Raw genomic sequence first — 20,341 nt, 5'->3', positions numbered from 1 at the left:
GTTCACATTTTGCGACAAGCCGACCCGCGGCGTGCAACAAATGTGTAATAGTTAGCTTCGACAATACCCCAATTGTTCGCCCCGTTACCGCTGAGGTCCTCCACCATGAGTTGCACAGTGCGCCTGGGGCTGGTTCTGATGCTCGCCGTGACTATGCTCCCGCGCGCCTTGCCAGCCTCGACACTGACGATCCTCTCGCCGGACCTGCCATCCCAGTCGGAGCCGGGCGGCAAAGGGCGCGATTCAGAAATTGTTGCCACCGTGCTGGAACATTGTGGCTACTATGCCAAGTTCCGGGTCGTGCCTTTTGGCCGGCACATCCGAAGCTTTACCGATTACGACAGCGCCGACGCCGTGACCACGGTCCCTGCCGATCGGGATGTAGCTGGCTATCCGTCAAAACCCTACATTTGGTACCAGAACGGCGCCTCCGTACTCCAGTCCAGCCGGGTCAAACCCTACACCCTTGCGGGGCTGGCCGACCTGAGGGTGGTGGCCTTTGCCAATGCCCGGGAAATTCTCGGCCTTGAGGACATCATTGGCACCCTGGATGAGTATCAGGAGCTGTCGAACCAGCGCCTTCACTCCAGCATGCTTTACTTTGGCCGGGTCGATGTGGTGTTGAGCGATGGCCTGATTTTCTCTGAGATCAACAAGCGCATGGCCCGGGACCCTCAGTTCAGGGCGCGCGTTGACATGACTGAACCGCTGCTGTTCACACCGATGTTTGATCCCGAGCCCTTTCGTCTGGTGTTCCGGGACAGGAAGGTACGGGACGCCTTCAATCAGTGCTTTAGCGATCTGGAGGGCAGGGGGCTCATCCGCGCGATCAATGTCCGCCACGTCGATCGCCATCGCGACGTGGTCGGACACGGCTACCTGGGGTATTGAGCCCCTTGCAGACATGGCCTAGTCCACAAAATTCGCCTGGCTGGCAATCAACGGCGACAGCTCCAGATTCCAGTGCTGCAACCCGCTTTCGCTGTAGACGTAATGGCCGCTCAGGGATTTCATCTGAGGGATCTTGTCGGGGCTGACGCCCCCGAGAATGAGCGACGCCAGTCGGGCCGCAGTCAGCCCTTCCTGATGGGCGGACACCGTAAAGCCGCCAATGCCCTGTTGTTTGCCAATGAAAATGTCCCAGAAGGAGAAAATCGGGATCTGGGTGCGGGCGAACGCCTCGGTCATCAGTTCATTGGGGGTGATGTAGTTGCCGGCCGCATCGCGGATGGTGTGATGGGTGCCAACCACGATGGCGTCGTATTGGGTGTGGGCGTCGAAAACGCTCTGCAACCAGGTATCCCGGTCGTTGGTCAGCACGATGTCCAGTTGGGAGCCGTAGAGCGTTGCCTCCCGCTTTTCCCCGAAAAACTCGTTCACCGCGTTGCGCATGGTTGGCGAGTCGTCCATGAGCACCAGGAATCGCTCGCGTTCGCTCAGCACCTTGCGCAAATGGCGAATGCTGTCCTTGAAAAACGGTCGCTCCAGGATGCCGGTGACCATGGGGTGATCGAGGGCCGGGTGCTGCGCTGGGCCGCCGTTGACGCCCAGGAACACCACGGGAATGTTGCGGTCGGCCAGGTGCTGGGCCATGAGTGTGAAGGCGTTGTCGTCGCCGAGGATGGCGACGTCGGGCTGGAGTTCGGCAATGGCGTTTTGGGTGTCGGCAGCCTTTTGCGGCCAGTCGGTCTTGGCGAGGCGTTTGGTGTCGAGTTCAAACACGTGGATGTCGTGATCTTTGCCGAGCACCGATTGGATGGCGTTGATGTAGTCGGCATCCCACTTGTATTCGATGTGGTAGCTCTGGACCACCACGATGGTTTTCCCGAAGCACAGGGGGCTGGCCAGCAACAGCGCCAGAAGCAAGAATCGCATAGTTGTTCCTTATTATTGTCCGAGCTGGGTGAAAAACAGGGTTCTTAACGAATTGTTTTTCAGGCGTTTTTTATAGTTATCCCGGCTTGTGTAACAGGAACTGTGCCAATCGGTTATGTTGTTGTTTTAACTACTTTTTAAAGTTTCGGGCGGTCGTTATGCGAGGTCACTGGGGCGGCCAATGTCCGGTGAACCAGACAATCCGGAAAAAAGGCTCTGGATCTGTCCCAGGAGCCGGACACTGTGTCCGGCGCTCAAGACAATCAGGCCGGGCGGAGCGCATCAGAGGGTGACCTGCACGTGAAGACCGGCGGGTGTGCGCGCGGCGAAACCAAGCCTGCCTCCGTAGCGACCGACAATGTCCTGAACGATGGCAAGACCGAGCCCATGACCGGGGGTCTGCTCATCCAACCGAACCCCGCGCTGACCCAGTTTGGCCAGTTCCTGTTCCGGAACGCCGGGACCGTCGTCTATCACCGAGATCCACGGCTTGCCGGACACCTCCTCCAGCGACAACTCCACGAAACTGTCCGACCATTTACCGGCGTTATCCAGCAGGTTGCCCAGGATTTCGTTCAGATCGTGCTCTTCGATGGCCCAGCGACAGTCCTCGGGCAGTGAACTGGCCAGCTCGAAGGATTTGTCCGGGTACAGGCGTCCAAGCATCCAGAGAAGGTCGCGGGCCTGTGTCAGGGGGTTGGCGCTTTTGCCGACCTGGGGACCGGCAAACCGGCTGCGCCGCATTTCCGCTTCGAGTTGGGTGTCGATATCACTCAAGCGGCTTGCCATCTGCTGCCGCAATGAAGCGTCCAGCGGGCGTTCGGTGTCCTCGAGGATCTGGCGCAGGGCCGAAATGGGGGTTTTCACGCTGTGGGACAGGTTTGCCAGGGCGTCCCTGGAGCGTTCCAGTCGATGGTCGAGGGAATCCAGCAGCTGATTGAGTTGCTGCACCAACGGCCTGAACTCTTCGGGTGCCCGTACGCCAATGCGTGAGATTTCACCGTCCTGGAGGCGGGTCAGGGCGCCTTTGATGCTCACGACCGGGCGCATGGCCAGGTTGATCCCAATCCAAATGACGCCCACCAGCAAAAGAATCAGTAAAACGGACACCACGGCTGTCCAGGCATGCAGTTCTGTTTGGCTGCGCTTCAGGGCGCCAAAATCTTCGGAAACGATCACAACAATGGGGGTGCCATCGACCATAAAGGCCTTCCGATAGGCCAGGATGTCCGAGGGGGCCCCGGAAAATTCGGCGCCCTGGATCCGTACCGAGCCCTCCGAATCCATCGTAAGCAAGGGGGCCAGAAGCGGTTGCCAGGCAGATGGGGATATCAAGGTTTCAGAGGGCGAACGTATGGCAAAGGCGTGATGGAACACCTCCTGGAAGTAATCGCCGGTATTGAGCGAGTCGACCGCTCCGCCCGCCTGGCGAATCTGGTGCTCCAGGAAGGCCACCTCGTCTTTGAGGCGACTCTCGACAAAGTCCCGCGACATCCGGTCCAGAAGCAAGCCGTGTACGACCCACGCCAGTGCCATCAGGCCAATGCCGGCGGGCAACAGCAGGGCGAGGAGGGTGCCTTTGACGGAGGAGGGCTTGCTAAACAGCTTCATTAAAGAGATACCCCTGGCCCCGCCGTGTCAGAATCGATTCCGGTCCCACCAGTTTCCGGAGCCGACGGATGTAGGCTTCGATGACATTGTCGCTGGGCGTGTCGTTCAGGTTGTACAGTTGCTCCATCAGTTGTTCCTTGGAGAATACCTGTCCCGGGCGACTCATCAGGCAGCGCAGCAGACGGAACTCGGTGCCGGTCAGACTGTGTTCCGAGCCATCCGGCAGCCTCAGACTCTGGCGATTTTCGTCCAGTTCAAAGCCACCGGCTTTCAACAGGGACTGCACCCGGCCTTCGCTACGGCGAATGATGGCGTTGAGTCGGGCGATGAGTTCTTCGGTCTGGAAAGGCTTGGCCAGGTAGTCGTCCGCGCCGGCTTTCAGGCCGTTGACCTTGTCCTGCCAATCGCCCCGGGCGGTGAGAATCAGCACTGGAACGTTGATCTGGTTGGCCCTCCAGGTTTTCAGCACTTCCAGGCCGCTGCCATCGGGCAGGCCGAGATCCAGCACCACGGCACGATAATCGTCGTGCTTGCCGAAACTGACCGCCTCTCTGGCGGTCCCCGTCCAGTCGATGCTGAAACCGGCCTTCTCGAGCTGACCGGTCAGCCCATCTGCAAGTAAGCGATCGTCTTCCACCAATAACAGGCGCATGGATGGGTCCTGGGTATCCGTTTGGGTTTGCTCGACAGTGTTAGGGCGTTAGCTGAATCAAACCTGAACGGTGCTCGATTCGCACGCTTTCAGAATCAATTCAGGTCGGTCCGTCATCTTATCGTCCGGACATTCATTATTTAACAGGAGCAGCCTTCATGAACACTTCAAAAAACCTCGCGCTGGCCGCCGTTCTGTCCATGTCTGCGCCGGCCTTCGCCGCGGGCACTCACGGCGGCGGGCATGGCCATGGAGGTGCCAACGGCGAACCGGGCCAGGCGTCGGACGTGAGTCGCACCATCACTGTTGAAATGCATGACAACTATTACGAGCCGGAGTCGATTGAGGTCGAGCCCGGTGAAACTCTGCGATTTGTAGTCCAGAACAAGGGCAACCTGGTTCACGAATTCAACATTGGCACCCCCGACATGCATGAGGCGCATCAGGAGGAAATGCTGATGATGGTGGAACACGGCGTGATCAAGGGCGGCAAATTGGATCACGAGATGATGAACATGGACATGGGCGATGGCCACTCCATGAAACACGATGACCCGAACAGCGTTTTGCTTGAGCCAGGACAGAGCAAGGAAATTGTCTGGAAATTCAGTGAACGCGGCAACATCGAATTCGCTTGCAACGTTCCAGGCCACTACCAGGCCGGTATGTACGGCGACATTGAGTTCAAGTAACTCTTGAACCCGGACCATGATGTTTGGAGATTTAAAATGAAACTACGCCTGATTGCCGGATTCCTGAGTCTGATGGTTCCGGCCATGGTTTCAGCTGTTGAATACAACCTGACTGTGGATCGGGTTGAAATCGATACCGGCGATTTCGTTAAGGAAGGCATTGGCTACAACGGCAAATCCCCAGGGCCAGTGCTGCGCTTCAAGGAAGGCGAGAAGGTCACGATCAACGTGACTAACAACCTGGATGAGATGACCTCTATCCATTGGCACGGACTGATCCTGCCGTTCCAGCAGGACGGCGTGCCGGGCATCAGTTTTCCGGGTATCAAACCCGGTGAAACCTTCACGTACGAGTTCCCGGTGGTGCAAGCCGGGACCTACTGGTTCCATAGCCATTCGGGATTCCAGGAGCCGGATGGTGCCTTTGGGGCCATCGTGATTGAACCCGAAGGTCGTGAGCCGTTCCGCTACGACCGGGAATACGTGGTGCAGCTGACCGACAAGCATCCCCATTCCGGTGATCGCATCATGCGCAACCTCAAGATGATGCCGGACTACTACAACCGTGAGCAGCAGACGGTTGGCGAATTCTTTGAAGATGCCAAGCAGCGCGGCTTGATGAACACCATCAAGGACCGCATGGCCTGGGGAGACATGCGCATGATGAAAGCGGATGTCGAAGATGTTCAAGGCTTTACCGGCATGATCAACGGCAAGGGGCCGGATCAGAACTGGACCGGCCTGTTTGAGCCTGGTGAGCGAATCCGGTTGAGGTTCATCAATTCCTCGGCGATGACCTATTTTGACGTCCGCATTCCGGGGCTGAACATGACTGTGGTACAGGCCGACGGGAATAACGTTCAGCCGGTTAACGTGGATGAGTTCCGCATTGGGGTCGCAGAGACCTACGACGTGATTGTTCGGCCCCGGGACGCCCAGGCTTACACCATCTTTGCCGAGTCCATGGGACGCTCAGGCTATGCTCGAGCCACCCTGGCGCCAGAAGAGGGTATGGAAGCACCGGTTCCCACCATGCGTGAACCGGCGCGGTTGACCATGGCAGACATGGGCGGAATGCACGGTATGGACCACGGCAGCATGGATCACGGCGCTATGGGCGAAATGGACCATGGCAACATGACCGGGATGGATCATAGCGCGATGTCGGGCATGGACCATGGCTCAATGGAAGGCATGGATCATAGCTCGATGCAGGGCATGGATCACTCGGCCCACGGCGGCATGGCTTCTGGTTCCCAGGAGGCCAACGACCCCTTCTACGCGCCCGGCAGCGGCATCATGCCTGAGGCTGCGAACGGCGGTAAATTCTTGTCCTATTCCGACCTCAAGGCCCAGAAACCCCTTTATGAGGATCGCGAGCCGACCCGCGAAATCGAGCTGCGACTGACTGGCAATATGGAGCGCTACACCTGGAGCATCAATGGGGTCAAATACGAGGACGCCGATCCAATTGTGCTGCAATACGGCGAACGCGTCCGGTTCAAGTTCGTCAACGAGACCATGATGACCCACCCGATGCACATGCACGGCATGTGGTCGATCCTGGATGTTGGTGCGGATGGCTGGAACCCAGTCAAGCACACGGTCAGCGTGCAGCCGGGCACGACGGTTTACATGGAAACCGAGGTGGATGCACCGGGTCAGTGGGCGTTCCACTGCCACCTGTCGTACCACGCGGCTGCAGGCATGTTCCGCAAGATTGTGGTCGAGGGCGGCCCCGAGTCCACTCAGGCCAACACTGAGGAAGTGACGAGCGAAGGAGGTGACGTATGAGCCTTGCCCGAATCTGCCTGACTGCCGGCCTGATCGGTCCGGTGCTGCTGCCAGGTCTGGCGGTGGCGCAGGGGATGATTGAAGACACCACCGATCGGAAAAAGCCCCTGAAGACTTGGGGTGTCCAGTTTGAGGAGTTCGAGTACCGTTACAGCGATGACGACGAGGAACTGGGTGTCTGGAATGGCGATTTCTTCTACGGGACCGACGACCTCAAGCTGCGTTGGTTGACGAAAGGGGAGTACGCCATTGAAGAGCAAGCCTACGAAGGCCTGGAAAACCAGTTTGTAGGCCAGATTCCCATTTCCACTTTCTTCGACGCCAAGGCCGGCGTTCGGTTTGACACCCCCGAAGGACCGGACCGAACCTACGCGGTGGTGGGTGTGGCCGGGTTAGCGCCTCAGTGGTTCGAGGTCGACGCAAACCTCTACGTCAGCGACGAAGGTGACACCTCCGCCGAATTGGACGCGGAATACGAGCTGCTGTTTACCAACTACTGGATTTTGGCCGCGACACTGGATGCGACAGTGGCGTTCAGTGAGGACCGGGAAATTGGGGTCGGGAAGGGGCTTGTCTCCACCGAGACTGGGTTGCGACTGAGCTACGACTTGATCGACCGGTCATTCTCACCCTATCTGGGCGTCGTTCATGAACGGAAGTACGGCGACTCGGCGGACTTCGCCGAGGCCGAAGGCGGCAGCACCGAGGAGTGGTTTGCCGTGTTGGGAGCGCGATTGGCCTTCTAGATCTGTTCGGAGGGGCGGACCAGCAATCTCCGCCCCTCTGTTCTTGCATTTCAAGCAAAAATTGTTGCCTACTTGTCTGTTTACAGACTCTGACCCACCCCGGAAGGCAACAGAATGAGCGAAGCGCAACGCCGCGACACCTCTACCGAACATGGATCCTTCGGCACCTACAACCACCTGATCAATCCGGTCCTGATTGCCGGCTGCATCATCATCCTGGTCAGCTTCGCCATCCGGGCATCGTTCGGCCTGTTCCAGTTGCCGATTGCCCTGGAGTTTGCCTGGCCCCGGGAATCCTTTTCCCTGGCGATTGCCATCCAGAACCTGTTCTGGGGCATCGGGCAGCCCATCTTTGGCGCCTTTGCCGAGCGCTTTGGCGACCGTCGGGCGATCCTGACCGGTGGCGCTGTCTATGTCGTTGGCCTGGTGCTGTCTGCGTTCGCCATTACCCCGGGCCAGCACCAGTTTCTGGAAATGCTGGTGGGTTTCGGCATTGCCGGGACCGGGTTTGGGGTCATCCTGGCCGTGGTTGGGCGTGCGGCGTCCGACAAGCATCGGTCCATGGCGTTGGGTATTGCCACGGCGGCCGGTTCGGCCGGCCAGATTGTCGGGCCGCCAGTGGCTCAGGCGCTGCTGAGCCAGATGCCCTGGCAGTCCGTGTTCATCGTGTTTGCGGGTTTCGTGGTGCTGTCTATGTTCGCCCTGGTGCTGATGCGGGCGCCGGAACGGCCCCAGTCCACCCCCAGCGACGAGCCCATGGGTGTGGTGTTCAAGCGTGCGATGAAAGACCCGACCTTCTGGTTCATCTTCATCGGCTTTTTCTCCTGCGGTTACCAATTGGCCTTCATCACCGCCCATTTCCCGGCCTTCATCACCGAGATGTGCGGCCCCATCAGTCCGGACAGTCTGCTGTACGTGCTCGGGGTAACCACCGCCTCCGGTCTGGGGGCCATCTCCATCGCGCTGATCGGCTTCTTCAACATCGGGGGCACGCTGCTGGCGGGCTGGCTGGGTAACAAGTACTCCAGGAAGTACCTTCTGGCGACGGTGTATCTGCTCCGAACGTTGGTGGCGGCGGCGTTTATCATGGCGCCGATCACGCCGGAAACGGTGGTGCTGTTCTCGGTTGCCATGGGCTCGCTCTGGCTGGCCACGGTGCCATTGACCTCCGGACTGGTCGCCCACATATACGGTCTGAAATACATGGGAACGCTCTACGGCATCGTGTTCTTCTCGCACCAGCTGGGCGGCTTCCTGGGCGTGTGGCTGGGCGGCGCCATGTACGACATGTACAACGACTACACTCTGGTTTGGTGGGTCGGCGTTGGCGTGGGCGCGGTCTCGGCACTGATCCATCTGCCGGTTAAAGAGTATCCCTGGTCACAGCGTGGCAATGCCGCCATGGCAACCTGAGACATTCGAGGAACCATAAGGAATAGGGGTTATGAACGTAATCATCATCGGTGCGGGGATCATGGGAACCACCTTCGCCACCCTGGCGAAGGAGCTGGCCCCCGAGCTGGACGTCACCATTCTGGAGCGACTGGACCACGCCGGGGCAGGTAACTCCTGGGTGTTCAACAACGCCGGCACCGGGCACGAGGCAAACTGCGAACTCAACTACACGCCGGTGGATGAGGAGGTCATTTCCGTTGAAAAGGCCCTGAAAATCCACGCCCAGTTCAACGTGGCCAAACAGTTCTGGGCCCACCTGGTGGAAACCGGGGCGGTGCAGGATCCGACCACGTTCATCAATCGCACCAAGCACTGCACCATCGTCTCCGAGTCGGCCATCGAGGAGCTGCGCCTGCGCTTCAAGGAGATGTCGGCCCACCATTTCTTTGAGCACATGCAGTACTCCGAAGACTTCGACGAGATCAAGAGCTGGATTCCGTACCTGATGGAAGAACGGCCGCGGGACCAGAAAATGGCAGCCACAGTGATCGAGACCGGCACCGACGTGAACTTTGGTGCGCTGACCGAGCAAATGGCCAAACACGCGGTTGAGAAGCTGGGCGTGAAGATCGAGTACGGCACCCACGTGAAGCGGGTGCACCGCAGCCCGACCGGGCGCTGGCTGATCGAAGCCCAGCAACACGGCAGGGCCATTCAGCACAAAGCCGATGTTCTGTTTGTTGGCGCCGGTGGTGGCGCCTTCCCGTTGCTGAAGAAAAGCCACCTGCCATTCCGCAGCCGGTTCAGCGGCTTCCCTGTGGGCGGCCGCTTCCTGCAGGCGCCGATCAGCGCGGAACAGGCCGAGTACTACCGGGCCAAGACCTATGGCAAGGCCGCCGTGGGCGCGCCGCCCATGTCCGTTCCCCACCTGGACCTGCGGGTTGCCGATGGCCAGCATTACCTGTTGTTCGGGCCTTTTGCCTCGTTCAAACCGGTCCTCGAAAAGGGCCGAGGGTTTCTGGATTACCTCCGTTCCATGCGGCTACACGACATCCCGGGCCTGTTGAACGTGGCCCTGGAGCATTTCCCGCTGGTGAAATATCTGGTGAGCGAAACCTTCAAGGGCGAAAAGAGCATGTTCGAGGAGCTGGAGAACTTCGCTCCTGGCATGAGCAAGAAGTTCAACTGGCGTGCCGTTGAAGCGGGCCAACGGGTTCAGATCATCAAGGACGGCGATCTGCAGATGGGCACCGAAATCCTGGTGTCCAGCGACAAGACTTACGGCACGCTCCTGGGTGCATCCCCCGGTGCGTCTGTCTCGCCGGAAGTGATGCTGCGCTGCCTGGAACAGATGATGCCGTCGATCTTTGCCAAGGAAGAAGCCCAGCAGAGGAAAAAGGAAATCTTCCCCGAAGATAACCTGGAAACCCTGAGCCAGGACGCCGAGCGTTACCGGGCAATCCGCGACGCCGCGAATAAAACCCTCGGCATCGCCTGATTCACGGACTGCCGGAGTACGCCGCGTTTGGCTGAAGAATTCCGTTACCAGCAGTTGGAAAACTGGCTGCTCCAGGGGCTGCAAGGCGAACGCTGGCGGCTCGGGGAGCGGCTGCCCTCCATTCGCAGCCTGTGTCAGGACCAGGGGCTGTCCAAGGCGACCGTGCAACACGCACTGCAGCGGCTCGAGGCCCAGGGATGGCTCGAAGCCCGCCCCAAGGCCGGCTATTTCGTGGCCGCCCGTCCCGCCAATGCCAATCCGCCCACCAGCCGTGCCCGGATCGATTCCCCGCGGCCGGTGACCGTCAGTGAACTGCTGCTCGACATCATGGGCCGAAGCGCTGCCTTTGACCTGTTGCCGGACCTGGCCGCGGGCGAATTGCCTCCCGGGATCGAGGCTCTGAATCGCGCCATTGGCCGGGCGCTGCGACGGCAACGGGGAGAGGGGCACCAGTATTACGACAAGCCCGAAGGCAACTTGGCGCTTCGCGAGCAGCTGGCCATCCACCAGGGCCGTCGAGGCTGGCAGGTAGCGCCGGATCAGCTGTGTGTCACATCCGGGTGCCAGCACGCGCTGTTCCTGGCATTGATGGCCACCTGTGAGCGGGGCGACGTGGTGGCGGTGGAGTCCCCCGGGTTTTACGGTGTCCTGCAGCTTTTGCAGCAGCTGGGCCTTCAGGCGGTGGAGGTGCCTTCGTCGCCGGACAGCGGCATGGACATGGACGCCCTGGAGGCCGTATTGGAGCGTTGGCAGGTGAGGGCGGTGATTGCCTCCCCCGCGTTCTCGACACCCAGCGGGGCATTGATGCCCCTGGACAACAAACAGCGCCTGCTGGCGTTGGCTGACCGCCATGACCTGGTGGTGATCGAGGACGACATCTACGCCGACACCGCCCTGGGGCCGGCGCCGGATCCCCTGAAAGCACTGGACACCGATGACCGGGTGATCCTGTGCGGCTCGCTCTCCAAGAGCCTTTCCCGGGATTTGCGGGTGGGCTGGATCTCCGGGGCTCGATGGCATGCCCGAATCCTGCATTTGAAACTGGTTACCCAGCTGGCCAGCAGCCGGTATCTGCAACAAGGCCTCGCGGAGTTCATGGCGGACGGCTACTACGCCGCCCATGTGCGACGCCAGCGCCAGCAGTTGCGGGCCAACCGGGACCAGTTGCTGGCCGCTCTGAATGGCTGGCCGGCGGACGTTCGCGCCAGTGTGCCCCAGGGCGGACTCTCGGTGTGGGTGGAACTGCCGGAGCATGTCGATACCCTGGCCGCCTACCCAAGAGGCCTGGAGGAGGGCGTGGTTATCACACCGGGGCCGCTGTTTTCGGTGTCGGGTCAGTTTGGCCACTGCCTTCGAATCAGTTACGCCCATCCCTGGACCGCAGATCGGGTCCGTGCCCTGGGCAAGTTGCCAGCGCTGCTCCTCTAAATCTGTCCCTATTAAAGTTTAAAAATCTGAGCCTGTGCCCATCGGTGCCGGCGGCGTAGGCTTTGACTTCCCACATCCAATTCCGGGAAGTCCGTCCAATGACCAACGCCATACCCCTGCGAAACCTGCCCAGCCATGGGAGCACCAACGACAAGATTTACCCCCGACGCTTCCAGGGTGTTTTCCGCCGTTTGAGGATCGCCGGCGGCAGTTTCCTGTTCCTGTTGTTTTTCGGGACGGCCTGGCTTGGCTGGAACGGGCGGCAGGCGGTGCTCTGGGACCTGTCCGGAAAGCAGTTTCATATTTTCGGCAGCACCTTTTGGCCCCAGGATCTTGTGCTGCTGTCGGCGATTTTGATCATTTGCGCTTTTGGTCTGTTCTTTCTGACGGTTGCGGCCGGACGCGTCTGGTGCGGCTACAGCTGTCCACAGAGTGTCTGGATGTGGCTGTTCCTCTGGGTTGAGCGAGTCACCGAGGGGGACCGCAATCGGCGCAGGAAGCTGGACCAGGCCCCTCTGTCCCGATCCAAACTGGCCAGGCGGGCGGCCAAGCACAGCCTCTGGCTGGCCATCAGCCTGATCACCGCCATCACCTTTGTCGGTTACTTCACGCCGATCCGGGCCCTGGTTGCCGACCTGGCCACCCTGCAAGCTGGCGGCTGGGCGGCCTTCTGGGTGTTTTTCTTCACGGCCGCCACCTACCTCAACGCCGGCTGGCTGCGGGAAAAGGTGTGCGTGCACATGTGCCCCTATGGCCGGTTCCAGTCCACCATGCTGGACCGGGATTCCCTGGTGATCAGCTACGACGCCGCCCGGGGCGAACCCCGGGGGCACCGCAAAACCGGAACCAGTGAGTCGGCCGAGGGCCTCGGGGACTGCATCGACTGCCAGATGTGCGTTCAGGTCTGCCCGACCGGCATCGATATCCGTGACGGCTTGCAGATGGAGTGCATTGGCTGCGCCGCCTGTATCGACGCTTGCGATTCCATCATGGAGAAAATCGGCGCGCCCACCGGTCTGGTTCGCTACACCAGCGAGCGGGAACTCAGCGGCGGCAAGCTCCGGGTCCTTCGGCCACGTTTGCTCGGCTATGGCGGCTTGCTCGCTGTGTTCATTGGGGTGCTGGTGTGGGCCATAGCCAGCCGTCCTCTGGTTGATCTGGACGTGACCCGGGACCGTGGCCTGTACCGCTTCAACGCGGCCGGGGAGATCGAGAACAGCTACACCCTGAGGATCCTGAACAAGGCCCAGCACCCCCGTCTCTTCGACGTCTGGGTGTCCGGTGTCGAGGGCCTGAGGTTGTTAGGTGGAACCCGGATTTCTGCCGGGGCGGGTGAACGGGTGGAGGTTCCCGTCAGTGTGTCAGTGCCCGCGGCCGCGATGGAGAATCCTATAACAGACATCAAGTTTCATCTGCAGGCAGCTGATTCTGATGCGGAAAGCGCCGAGGACATCACCCGCTTCATTGGTGCGGCCCGGTAGCCTGAGCTCGGACGAAAACACCCCTTTATCGGCGCTGTCGACGCCCGGCCGTGTCGCGCCCGCCTGGTGTTGAATGTGGTGGAATATCGCTGGCACCGCCCATCCTCTCGAAGGAATTGGTTACACTGTAGTGGTACGAACCAGGTGACCGGGAATTCGAGGCAGGACAATGGAAGCGGACAGACAACGCATCAAACCCGAATTCGAATGGGTTGAGCAGCGCGGCGATGAGTCCATCCGGTACCTGGACCATGGCTACCCGAGCCCGCTGGTGCGGTGGCACTACCACGAGGAGTACGAGCTGCATTTGATCACCGAGACCTCGGGCAAGGTCTTTGTCGGCGACTACATCGGCAATTTCTCACCCAACAGCCTGATTCTCGTTGGTCCCAATCTGCCCCACAACTGGATCAGCCACATCGAGAAAGGCGAGCGGGTGGCGCTCCGTGACCGGGTGATCAACTTCTCCCACGATCTGGTTCGCGCCTGCGAGTCGGTGTTTCCGGAAACCCGGGCGCTGGCGCCGTTCTGGAAGCGCGCCGAGTACGGCATCGAGTTTCTCGACGCCGCTGCCATCCCGGAGGCTGTGAGCCTGTTTGAGGACGTGGCGGAATCCACCGGGTTCCGGCGCCTGACCCGATTCTGGGCGCTGATCGAACTGCTGGCGTCCATGGGCGATTATCGGGTGCTGTCCTCATCCACCTATCTGCCGATTACCGATGAGAAGATCCTCAACCGCCTGAACCAGGCCCTGGATCTGATTTTTGAGCATTACCACACCGGGATCTCCCTGGAAGAGGTGGCTGCTCATGTAAAGGTCAGCCCGGCCTACTTTTCCAAGTTCTTCAAGCGAGCCACCGGGCATCGGTTTATCGAGTTCATCAACAGTCTCCGGGTCAACAAGGCCTGTGAGCACCTGGCTCACACCGATGAGCCGATCACCGAAATCTGCTTTCGGGTCGGGTTCAACAACATCGCCAACTTCAACCGGCGGTTTTACGACGTGAAGAAAATGACCCCGTCTGAATACCGAAAGACCTCCCTGGACAGTCTGTACAAAGGCTGATCGGCCCCACGCTGCCGTCCTTAGGCCTGTGAAAAACTAGCCCCGATGAAATAATACTTTCTGGTAGCCCTGCTGAAGGCTGTTTGGGCCCTTATTCGTGAGGGCCGTTCTGAGTCGCCGTGCTCTCAGGGCTTGCCTGCAATTTATATGAGGATGCGATATTTCCAGCCAAGGACAAAAAAGTACATAAAAATGACAAGGTACGTATTTGTCCGATTTCCGCATTGCGCGTGTAATTAGCTCATGCAATCAGCTCCGCAATCAGGAGCCGTTTGATCGACCTACTCCAAAAACAAACAGAGGTTCGAGCATGAACACCAAGAGCTATCTGGCCGCTCTGATGGCGGCTGGCCTGACCGTCACTGTCGCCCCCACCATGGCCGCTACCAAGGTCACCATTGGCACCGTGAACAACGGTGACATGGTCCGCATGCAGGGCCTTTCCGAAGAGTTCGAAAAGCTCCATCCGCACATTGACCTCGACTGGGTAGTGCTCGAGGAAAACGTCCTGCGCCAACGCCTGACCACCGATATCGCCACCAACGGCGGCCAGTTCGATGTCATGACCATTGGCATGTACGAGGCCCCGATCTGGGGCGAGAAGGGCTGGCTGACAGAGATGGACCAGTTGCCTGCCGACTACGACCTGGACGATATCTTTCCATCGGTACTGGGCGGCCTGTCCTCGGAAGGCAAGCTCTACGCGCTGCCCTTTTACGCCGAAAGCTCCATGACCTTCTACCGCAAAGACCTGTTCGAGGCGTCGGGCCTTACCATGCCTGACCAGCCCTCCTGGGATCAGATCAAGACTTTTGCAGAGAAGCTCCACAAGCCGGATTCTGAACAATACGGCATTTGCCTGCGTGGCAAGGCAGGGTGGGGCGAGAACATGGCTCTGGTCACCACCATGGCCAATGCCTTCGGTGCCCGATGGTTTGACGAGAACTGGAAACCGGAATTCACCGATCCCGAATGGCAGCAGGCCATCAGCTTCTACGTCGATCTTCTGGGAAATTACGGTCCCCCTGGAGCCAGTTCCAACGGCTTCAATGAGAATCTGGCGCTGTTCAACAGCGGCAAGTGCGCCATGTGGGTGGATGCCACCGTGGCTGGCGCCTTCCTGACCGACGAGTCCCAAAGCAAGGTCGCGGACCAGATTGGTTTCGCTCTGGCGCCTGAGCAGGTCACCGCCAAGGGCTCCGGGTGGCTGTGGTCCTGGGCCCTGGCCATTCCGGTGAGTTCCGACGCCAAAGCGGCCGCGAAAACCTTCGTTACCTGGGCCACGTCCCGGGATTACAGCCAGTTGGTCGAGGCCAACTACGGCGTGGCCAATGTGCCGCCTGGCACTCGCGCTTCAACCTACGACAATGCTGATTACCTGGCTGCAGCCCCCTTCGCGACGCGCACGCTGGAGGCCCTGGGCAGGGCCGACCCTAACGATTCAACCCTGAAACCGTCTCCCTACGTGGGTGTCCAGTTTGCGGCCATCCCGGAGTTTCAGGCGATTGCGACCCAGGTCGGCAAACTGATCTCAGGTGCCCTGGCAGGGGCGATGAGTGTCGATCACGCCCTGAAGGCGTCGCAGTCCATCACCCTCCGCGAGATGACGCGCGCCCGTTACTACGCCAACTGATCACCCGGCCCAGATGAAACAACAATGACCTGAGGCGGCCCCGAGCATAGTGGGGCTGCCATCGGTCCCCGGAGACCCGTTATGAAATCAACCGCTCTTAACGCTGGCACCGTGAGTTCCGCCACGGAAGCCAACAAGGACAAACGAAAGACCTCGCGCTTGAGTCGCTACATGGTGTCACCGTCAGTCCTTGTGCTGTTGCTGTGGATGGTGATCCCGCTGTCCATGACCATCTACTTTTCGTTGATCCGCTACAACCTGTTGTACCCAGGGGATAACGAATTCGTGGGGCTGGAGAACTTCCAGTTCTTCGTCACCGATTTTGGCTTTATGGCCGGCATGAGCAACACCTTGCTGCTGGTGGGTGCGGTTCTGCTGATAACCGTGGTGTTTGGTGTCCTCATTTCGCTGCTGATCAACCAGGCGTTTTGGGGGCAGGGCATTGTCCGGATCCTGCTGATCTCTCCGTTTTTTATCATGCCGACCGTGAACGCACTGGTCTGGAAAAACCTGTTGCTTCATCCCGTTTCCGGTGTGTTTGCCGCAATCTGGAAATTTTTCGGGGCCCAACCGATTGACTGGTTCGCCGAATACCCGTTGTTTTCAATCATCATGATCGTGTCCTGGCAATGGCTGCCGTTCGCCATCCTGCTACTGATGACGGCGCTGCAGTCCCTGGACCAGGAACAGCAGGAGGCCGCCCGGCTGGATGGTGCGGGTCCCGTTGCCATGTTCTTCCATTTGACCCTGCCGCATCTGGCTCGCCCGATTGCCGTGGTCGTCATGATTGAAACCATTTTCCTGCTCTCCATTTTTGCGGAGATCTTCACCACCACGGGCGGTGGACCGGGGTACGAAACCACAAACCTCGCTTACCTGATTTACAGCCAGGCGCTGCTGCAGTTCGACGTGGGGCTTGCGTCCGCGGGGGGCTTGATTGCCGTGATTCTGGCCAACATTGCCGCCTTCTTCCTGGTGCGGCTGATCGGCAAAAGCCTGACAGAAAAACAATGAATTCCGGAGGTTACAAGATGATTAGCCTGAAACAACGACGTAGCCTGAACACCTTTTTGATGGGGGTGTTGGCGTGGGGGGTGGCCCTGGCCATCTTCTTCCCGATTTTCTGGATGCTGCTCACCAGCTTCAAGACCGAGATCGATGCCTTCGCCACACCGCCACAGCTGTTCTTCTCCCCAACGCTGGAGAATTACACGCTGGTCAACGAACGCAGTGACTATCTGCACTTTGCCTGGAATTCGGTGGTGGTGTCCTTCGGCTCGACACTCATCGGAATGATGCTGGCCGTACCCGCTGCCTATTCCATGGCCTTTTTTGAGACCAAGCGTACCAAAGGGACCCTGCTGTGGATGCTGTCTACAAAAATGCTGCCGCCGGTTGGCGTGCTGGTCCCCATCTACCTGATCTTTAAAGACACGGGCTTGCTCGATACCAAGACCGGTCTGGTCATCATCTACACCCTGATCAACCTGCCGATCATGATCTGGATGGCCTACACCTACTTCAAGGAGATCCCCAAGGAAGTGTTGGAGGCCGCGCGGATGGACGGCTCCTCGCTGTTCCAGGAAATCTGGCGGGTGCTGCTGCCGATGAGCAAGGGCGGCCTGGCGGCAACCGTACTCCTTTCCCTGATTCTCAGTTGGAACGAGGCGTTCTGGTCGCTCAACCTCACGGCCTCGGAGGCGGCACCACTGACCGCGCTGATTGCCTCCTACTCCAGTCCGGAAGGGCTGTTCTGGGCCAAGTTGTCGGCGGTATCCACCCTGGCTTGTGCCCCCATTCTCATCTTTGGCTGGATCAGCCAGAAACAGCTGGTTCGCGGTTTGTCCTTTGGCGCCGTCAAATAACGGAGATTTCCCATGGCTAATTTAACAATAAAGAACCTCAAGAAATCCTTCGGGGATATCGAAATTCTCAAGGGCATCAACCTCGAGATCAAAGATAACGAATTCGTGGTGTTTGTTGGACCATCAGGCTGCGGCAAGTCGACGTTGCTGCGCTCGATCGCCGGTCTGGAGGAAGTGACCAGCGGGCACATTCTGCTGGACCACAAGGAAATCACCGAACTGGCACCGGCAAAACGGGACCTGGCGATGGTGTTTCAGAGCTACGCGTTGTATCCCCATATGTCGGTGCGTAAGAACATGTCCTTTGCCCTGGAATTGGCCAAGGAAAACAAGGAGGTCATCCGCTCCAAAGTGGCTGAAGCGGCGCGCATCCTTGAACTGGAGCCGCTGCTTGAACGCAAACCCAAGGAATTGTCTGGTGGCCAGCGCCAGCGAGTGGCGATTGGCCGCGCCATCGTCCGTCAGCCCAAGGTCTTCCTGTTTGACGAGCCGCTGTCGAACCTGGACGCGGCCCTGCGGGTGCAGATGCGACTGGAATTGGCCCGACTGCACCACGACCTGAACGCAACCATGATCTACGTCACCCACGATCAGGTTGAGGCCATGACCCTGGCTGACAAGGTCGTGGTGTTGAACCAGGGCCGGATCGAGCAGGTGGGATCTCCACTGGAGCTGTACCGCAACCCGGCCAACCGATTCGTGGCTGGCTTCCTGGGCATGCCCAAGATGAGCTTCCTGCCTGGCAAGGTCAGCGCGATTGACGCCGACAATGTGACCGTTGAATTAGCCGCAGGCACCTCGGTGCGTCTGCCAAAATCCAGTGACCACCTGCGCCCCGGTAGTGCCGTCAGTTTGGGTGTCCGGCCGGAGCATATTGATGTGGTGGAACCGGCGGAGAGCCCGCTTACCGGCTACATGGACATCGCCGAAAGTCTTGGCAGCGACACATTCTGCTATGTGAAGACCGACAGCGATGAAACCCTCACCGTTCGCATGCCCGGCAACTTTACCTGCAAATTTGGTGATCGCATTGGCTTAAGCCTGCATCTGGATGAGTGCCACCTGTTTGATGAGCAGGGTAATGCCGTGCAATCCACCCGTCGACTGGCAGCGTGACCTCCATGAATTTGAACAACTCAACTCTGGGACAGCTCAATCATGAGGTGTCCGTGCCCAATTACGGCCGGGAAAAGCTCAAGCACGGCATTGTACACATCGGGGTGGGCGGGTTTCACCGCTCCCACCAGGCGGTCTACACCCATCGGTTGCTTCAGGAGAAGGGCGATACGGACTGGTCAATCTGCGGCGTGGGCCTGCGAGCAGGGGACAAGGCCATGCAGCAGGTGCTATCCAGCCAGGATCACCTGTACACCCTGATTGAGCTCGGACCAGAAGGCGCTCGCGCGCCCACCGTGATTGGTTCGATCAGCGATTTCCTGTTCGCGCCGGACGAGCAGGACGCGGTTATCGAAAAAATGGCGAGCCAGGAGGTAAAAATCGTTTCACTGACAATTACCGAGGGTGGCTACAACGTCGACGACAGTACCGGCCGATTCAACGCGGACGATCCGGACGTTTGCCATGATCTGGAAAACCCGCAGCAGCCCCGCTCGGTGTTTGGTTACCTGACCGAAGCGCTGCGCCGTCGCCGGGAGCGCAACCTGCCGCCGTTTACAGTGATGTCTTGCGACAATTTGCCGGAAAACGGCAAGGTCGCTCGAGGTGCGCTTCTGGCTTTCGCCAATCTCCGGGATCCCGACCTGGCAGCCTGGATTGAAGCCGAAGTGAGCTTCCCGGGGAGCATGGTCGACCGGATCACACCAGGCACCGGCGATCAGCATCGGCAGTGGCTGAGGGACCAATACGACGTGGAAGATGGCTGGCCGGTGATCTGCGAGCCCTTCTGTCAGTGGGTTCTGGAGGACGACTTCTGCAACGGACGACCAGAGTGGGAAAAGGTCGGCGTGCAGTTCACTGACAATGTCGCCCCCTATGAGCGCATGAAAATCCGCCTGTTGAATGCAAGTCACTCCGCTATGGCGTACCTTGGGTATCTGTCCGGCTATCGCTATACCCACGAAGTCATGGCCGACGAGCGGTTTAGCCAGTTTATTCGGAACTTCATGGATGAGGATGTCACACCTGTGCTGGGCCCCATTTCCGGGATTGATATTCCTGCTTACAAGCAAACCCTGATTGAGCGGTTCTCCAATCCGCAGATGGGCGACCAGCTGGCCCGGTTGTGCATGGACGGTTCCAGCAAGATCCCCAAGTTTTTGGTGCCGACCATCGAGAGTCTGGTCAAGGGCGGGCACTCTCTGTCTCGGGTGGCCCTGGTGGTCGCCAGCTGGGCGCTGTACCTGAGAGGTGAGGATGAGCGGGGCGAGAAACATAAGGTTGACGACCCCGTGGCCGGGCGGCTGCAGGCGGCAGTGAGCAACCGGGCGTCACTGAGCCAGGATTTTCTGGGCATGGCCGATATCTTTGGGCCCACGTTAGCGGGCTCCACAGCGTTTGAGGACGCTTTCAATGCAGCGCTCGACCGGCTCGAAACCCATGGCGTCATGGCGACTCTTGAGTGAACTCGATAACGCCAATGAATCAT

17 protein-coding genes are annotated in these 20,341 nt (G+C 59.4%); 14 read left to right on the top strand and 3 right to left on the bottom strand.

Annotated elements, in window-relative coordinates:
- The first annotated feature begins 105 nt into the window (after window positions 1–105).
- Entirely contained in the window at window positions 106–891 is a 786-nt protein-coding gene (locus U5822_RS15570) for an amino acid ABC transporter substrate-binding protein (RefSeq protein ID WP_322856525.1), read from the top strand.
- Window positions 892–909: 18 nt separating this feature from the next.
- On the opposite strand, the gene U5822_RS15565 is transcribed toward U5822_RS15570, so the two are convergent.
- The 3 genes from U5822_RS15565 to U5822_RS15555 all read right to left on the bottom strand — a co-directional run bounded on the left by U5822_RS15565 (window position 910) and on the right by U5822_RS15555 (window position 4,138).
- The gene (locus U5822_RS15565; RefSeq protein WP_322856524.1) at window positions 910–1,875 is read right to left on the bottom strand and encodes an ABC transporter substrate-binding protein; all 966 of its coding nucleotides are present in this window, start codon (window positions 1,873–1,875) and stop codon (window positions 910–912) included.
- Between the two features lie 282 nt (window positions 1,876–2,157).
- Window positions 2,158–3,486 (bottom strand): ATP-binding protein, encoded by a 1,329-nt coding sequence (locus tag U5822_RS15560; protein ID WP_322856523.1) that lies wholly within the window; start codon window positions 3,484–3,486, stop codon window positions 2,158–2,160.
- The gene (locus U5822_RS15555) at window positions 3,473–4,138 is read right to left on the bottom strand and encodes a response regulator transcription factor (RefSeq protein WP_322856522.1); all 666 of its coding nucleotides are present in this window, start codon (window positions 4,136–4,138) and stop codon (window positions 3,473–3,475) included. The genes U5822_RS15560 and U5822_RS15555 overlap by 14 nt, the downstream gene beginning before the upstream one ends.
- Window positions 4,139–4,296: 158 nt before the next feature.
- On the opposite strand from U5822_RS15555, the gene U5822_RS15550 reads away from it, so the two are divergent.
- The 13 genes from U5822_RS15550 to U5822_RS15490 all read left to right on the top strand — a co-directional run bounded on the left by U5822_RS15550 (window position 4,297) and on the right by U5822_RS15490 (window position 20,318).
- Window positions 4,297–4,830 (top strand): cupredoxin domain-containing protein, encoded by a 534-nt coding sequence (locus U5822_RS15550; RefSeq protein ID WP_322856521.1) that lies wholly within the window; start codon window positions 4,297–4,299, stop codon window positions 4,828–4,830.
- A 36-nt stretch (window positions 4,831–4,866) separates the two neighbouring features.
- The gene (locus tag U5822_RS15545; RefSeq protein ID WP_322856520.1) at window positions 4,867–6,624 is read left to right on the top strand and encodes a copper resistance system multicopper oxidase; all 1,758 of its coding nucleotides are present in this window, start codon (window positions 4,867–4,869) and stop codon (window positions 6,622–6,624) included.
- Window positions 6,621–7,370, top strand: coding sequence for a copper resistance protein B (locus U5822_RS15540; RefSeq protein ID WP_322856519.1), 750 nt, complete (start codon window positions 6,621–6,623; stop codon window positions 7,368–7,370). Before U5822_RS15545 ends, U5822_RS15540 begins: the two co-directional genes overlap by 4 nt.
- A gap of 114 nt (window positions 7,371–7,484) precedes the next feature.
- On the top strand, window positions 7,485–8,783 hold the full coding sequence (locus tag U5822_RS15535) for an MFS transporter (protein WP_322856518.1): 1,299 nt from the start codon (window positions 7,485–7,487) through the stop codon (window positions 8,781–8,783).
- A gap of 31 nt (window positions 8,784–8,814) precedes the next feature.
- A complete protein-coding gene (locus U5822_RS15530) occupies window positions 8,815–10,263 on the top strand; it encodes a malate:quinone oxidoreductase (RefSeq protein WP_322856517.1) in 1,449 nt (482 codons plus the stop codon).
- Window positions 10,264–10,290: 27 nt separating this feature from the next.
- The gene (locus U5822_RS15525; RefSeq protein WP_322856516.1) at window positions 10,291–11,691 is read left to right on the top strand and encodes an aminotransferase-like domain-containing protein; all 1,401 of its coding nucleotides are present in this window, start codon (window positions 10,291–10,293) and stop codon (window positions 11,689–11,691) included.
- Between the two features lie 98 nt (window positions 11,692–11,789).
- Window positions 11,790–13,172 (top strand): cytochrome c oxidase accessory protein CcoG, encoded by a 1,383-nt coding sequence (ccoG, locus tag U5822_RS15520; RefSeq protein ID WP_322856515.1) that lies wholly within the window; start codon window positions 11,790–11,792, stop codon window positions 13,170–13,172.
- 169 nt (window positions 13,173–13,341) lie between these two features.
- Window positions 13,342–14,238 carry an AraC family transcriptional regulator gene (locus U5822_RS15515; protein WP_322856514.1) on the top strand — a complete coding sequence of 299 codons (897 nt, stop codon included), beginning with the start codon at window positions 13,342–13,344 and terminating at the stop codon, window positions 14,236–14,238.
- Between the two features lie 340 nt (window positions 14,239–14,578).
- A complete protein-coding gene (locus U5822_RS15510) occupies window positions 14,579–15,871 on the top strand; it encodes an ABC transporter substrate-binding protein (protein ID WP_322856946.1) in 1,293 nt (430 codons plus the stop codon).
- 81 nt (window positions 15,872–15,952) lie between these two features.
- Window positions 15,953–16,885, top strand: coding sequence for a carbohydrate ABC transporter permease (locus U5822_RS15505; RefSeq protein ID WP_322856513.1), 933 nt, complete (start codon window positions 15,953–15,955; stop codon window positions 16,883–16,885).
- A 17-nt stretch (window positions 16,886–16,902) separates the two neighbouring features.
- Window positions 16,903–17,736, top strand: a complete 834-nt coding sequence (locus tag U5822_RS15500; protein WP_322856512.1) for a carbohydrate ABC transporter permease — start codon at window positions 16,903–16,905, stop codon at window positions 17,734–17,736.
- A 12-nt stretch (window positions 17,737–17,748) separates the two neighbouring features.
- Window positions 17,749–18,852, top strand: coding sequence for an ABC transporter ATP-binding protein (locus U5822_RS15495; RefSeq protein WP_322856511.1), 1,104 nt, complete (start codon window positions 17,749–17,751; stop codon window positions 18,850–18,852).
- A 5-nt stretch (window positions 18,853–18,857) separates the two neighbouring features.
- A complete protein-coding gene (locus U5822_RS15490) occupies window positions 18,858–20,318 on the top strand; it encodes a mannitol dehydrogenase family protein (protein ID WP_322856510.1) in 1,461 nt (486 codons plus the stop codon).
- The last annotated feature ends 23 nt before the right edge of the window (window positions 20,319–20,341 follow it).

Source organism: Marinobacter qingdaonensis, assembly GCF_034555935.1.
GTDB classification, from domain to species: domain Bacteria; phylum Pseudomonadota; class Gammaproteobacteria; order Pseudomonadales; family Oleiphilaceae; genus Marinobacter; species Marinobacter qingdaonensis.
The sequence above is the reverse complement of the archived record's forward strand: the minus strand, read 5'-3'. Positions and strand labels throughout refer to the sequence as shown.

Coding starts and splice junctions, on each gene's coding strand:
- U5822_RS15570 (WP_322856525.1), top strand. CDS start 106: ATGAGTTGCACAGTGCGCCTGGGGCTGGTTCTGATGCTCGCCGTGACT.
- U5822_RS15565 (WP_322856524.1), bottom strand. CDS start 1,875: ATGCGATTCTTGCTTCTGGCGCTGTTGCTGGCCAGCCCCCTGTGCTTC.
- U5822_RS15560 (WP_322856523.1), bottom strand. CDS start 3,486: ATGAAGCTGTTTAGCAAGCCCTCCTCCGTCAAAGGCACCCTCCTCGCC.
- U5822_RS15555 (WP_322856522.1), bottom strand. CDS start 4,138: ATGCGCCTGTTATTGGTGGAAGACGATCGCTTACTTGCAGATGGGCTG.
- U5822_RS15550 (WP_322856521.1), top strand. CDS start 4,297: ATGAACACTTCAAAAAACCTCGCGCTGGCCGCCGTTCTGTCCATGTCT.
- U5822_RS15545 (WP_322856520.1), top strand. CDS start 4,867: ATGAAACTACGCCTGATTGCCGGATTCCTGAGTCTGATGGTTCCGGCC.
- U5822_RS15540 (WP_322856519.1), top strand. CDS start 6,621: ATGAGCCTTGCCCGAATCTGCCTGACTGCCGGCCTGATCGGTCCGGTG.
- U5822_RS15535 (WP_322856518.1), top strand. CDS start 7,485: ATGAGCGAAGCGCAACGCCGCGACACCTCTACCGAACATGGATCCTTC.
- U5822_RS15530 (WP_322856517.1), top strand. CDS start 8,815: ATGAACGTAATCATCATCGGTGCGGGGATCATGGGAACCACCTTCGCC.
- ccoG (WP_322856515.1), top strand. CDS start 11,790: ATGACCAACGCCATACCCCTGCGAAACCTGCCCAGCCATGGGAGCACC.
- U5822_RS15515 (WP_322856514.1), top strand. CDS start 13,342: ATGGAAGCGGACAGACAACGCATCAAACCCGAATTCGAATGGGTTGAG.
- U5822_RS15510 (WP_322856946.1), top strand. CDS start 14,579: ATGGCGGCTGGCCTGACCGTCACTGTCGCCCCCACCATGGCCGCTACC.
- U5822_RS15505 (WP_322856513.1), top strand. CDS start 15,953: ATGAAATCAACCGCTCTTAACGCTGGCACCGTGAGTTCCGCCACGGAA.
- U5822_RS15500 (WP_322856512.1), top strand. CDS start 16,903: ATGATTAGCCTGAAACAACGACGTAGCCTGAACACCTTTTTGATGGGG.
- U5822_RS15495 (WP_322856511.1), top strand. CDS start 17,749: ATGGCTAATTTAACAATAAAGAACCTCAAGAAATCCTTCGGGGATATC.
- U5822_RS15490 (WP_322856510.1), top strand. CDS start 18,858: ATGAATTTGAACAACTCAACTCTGGGACAGCTCAATCATGAGGTGTCC.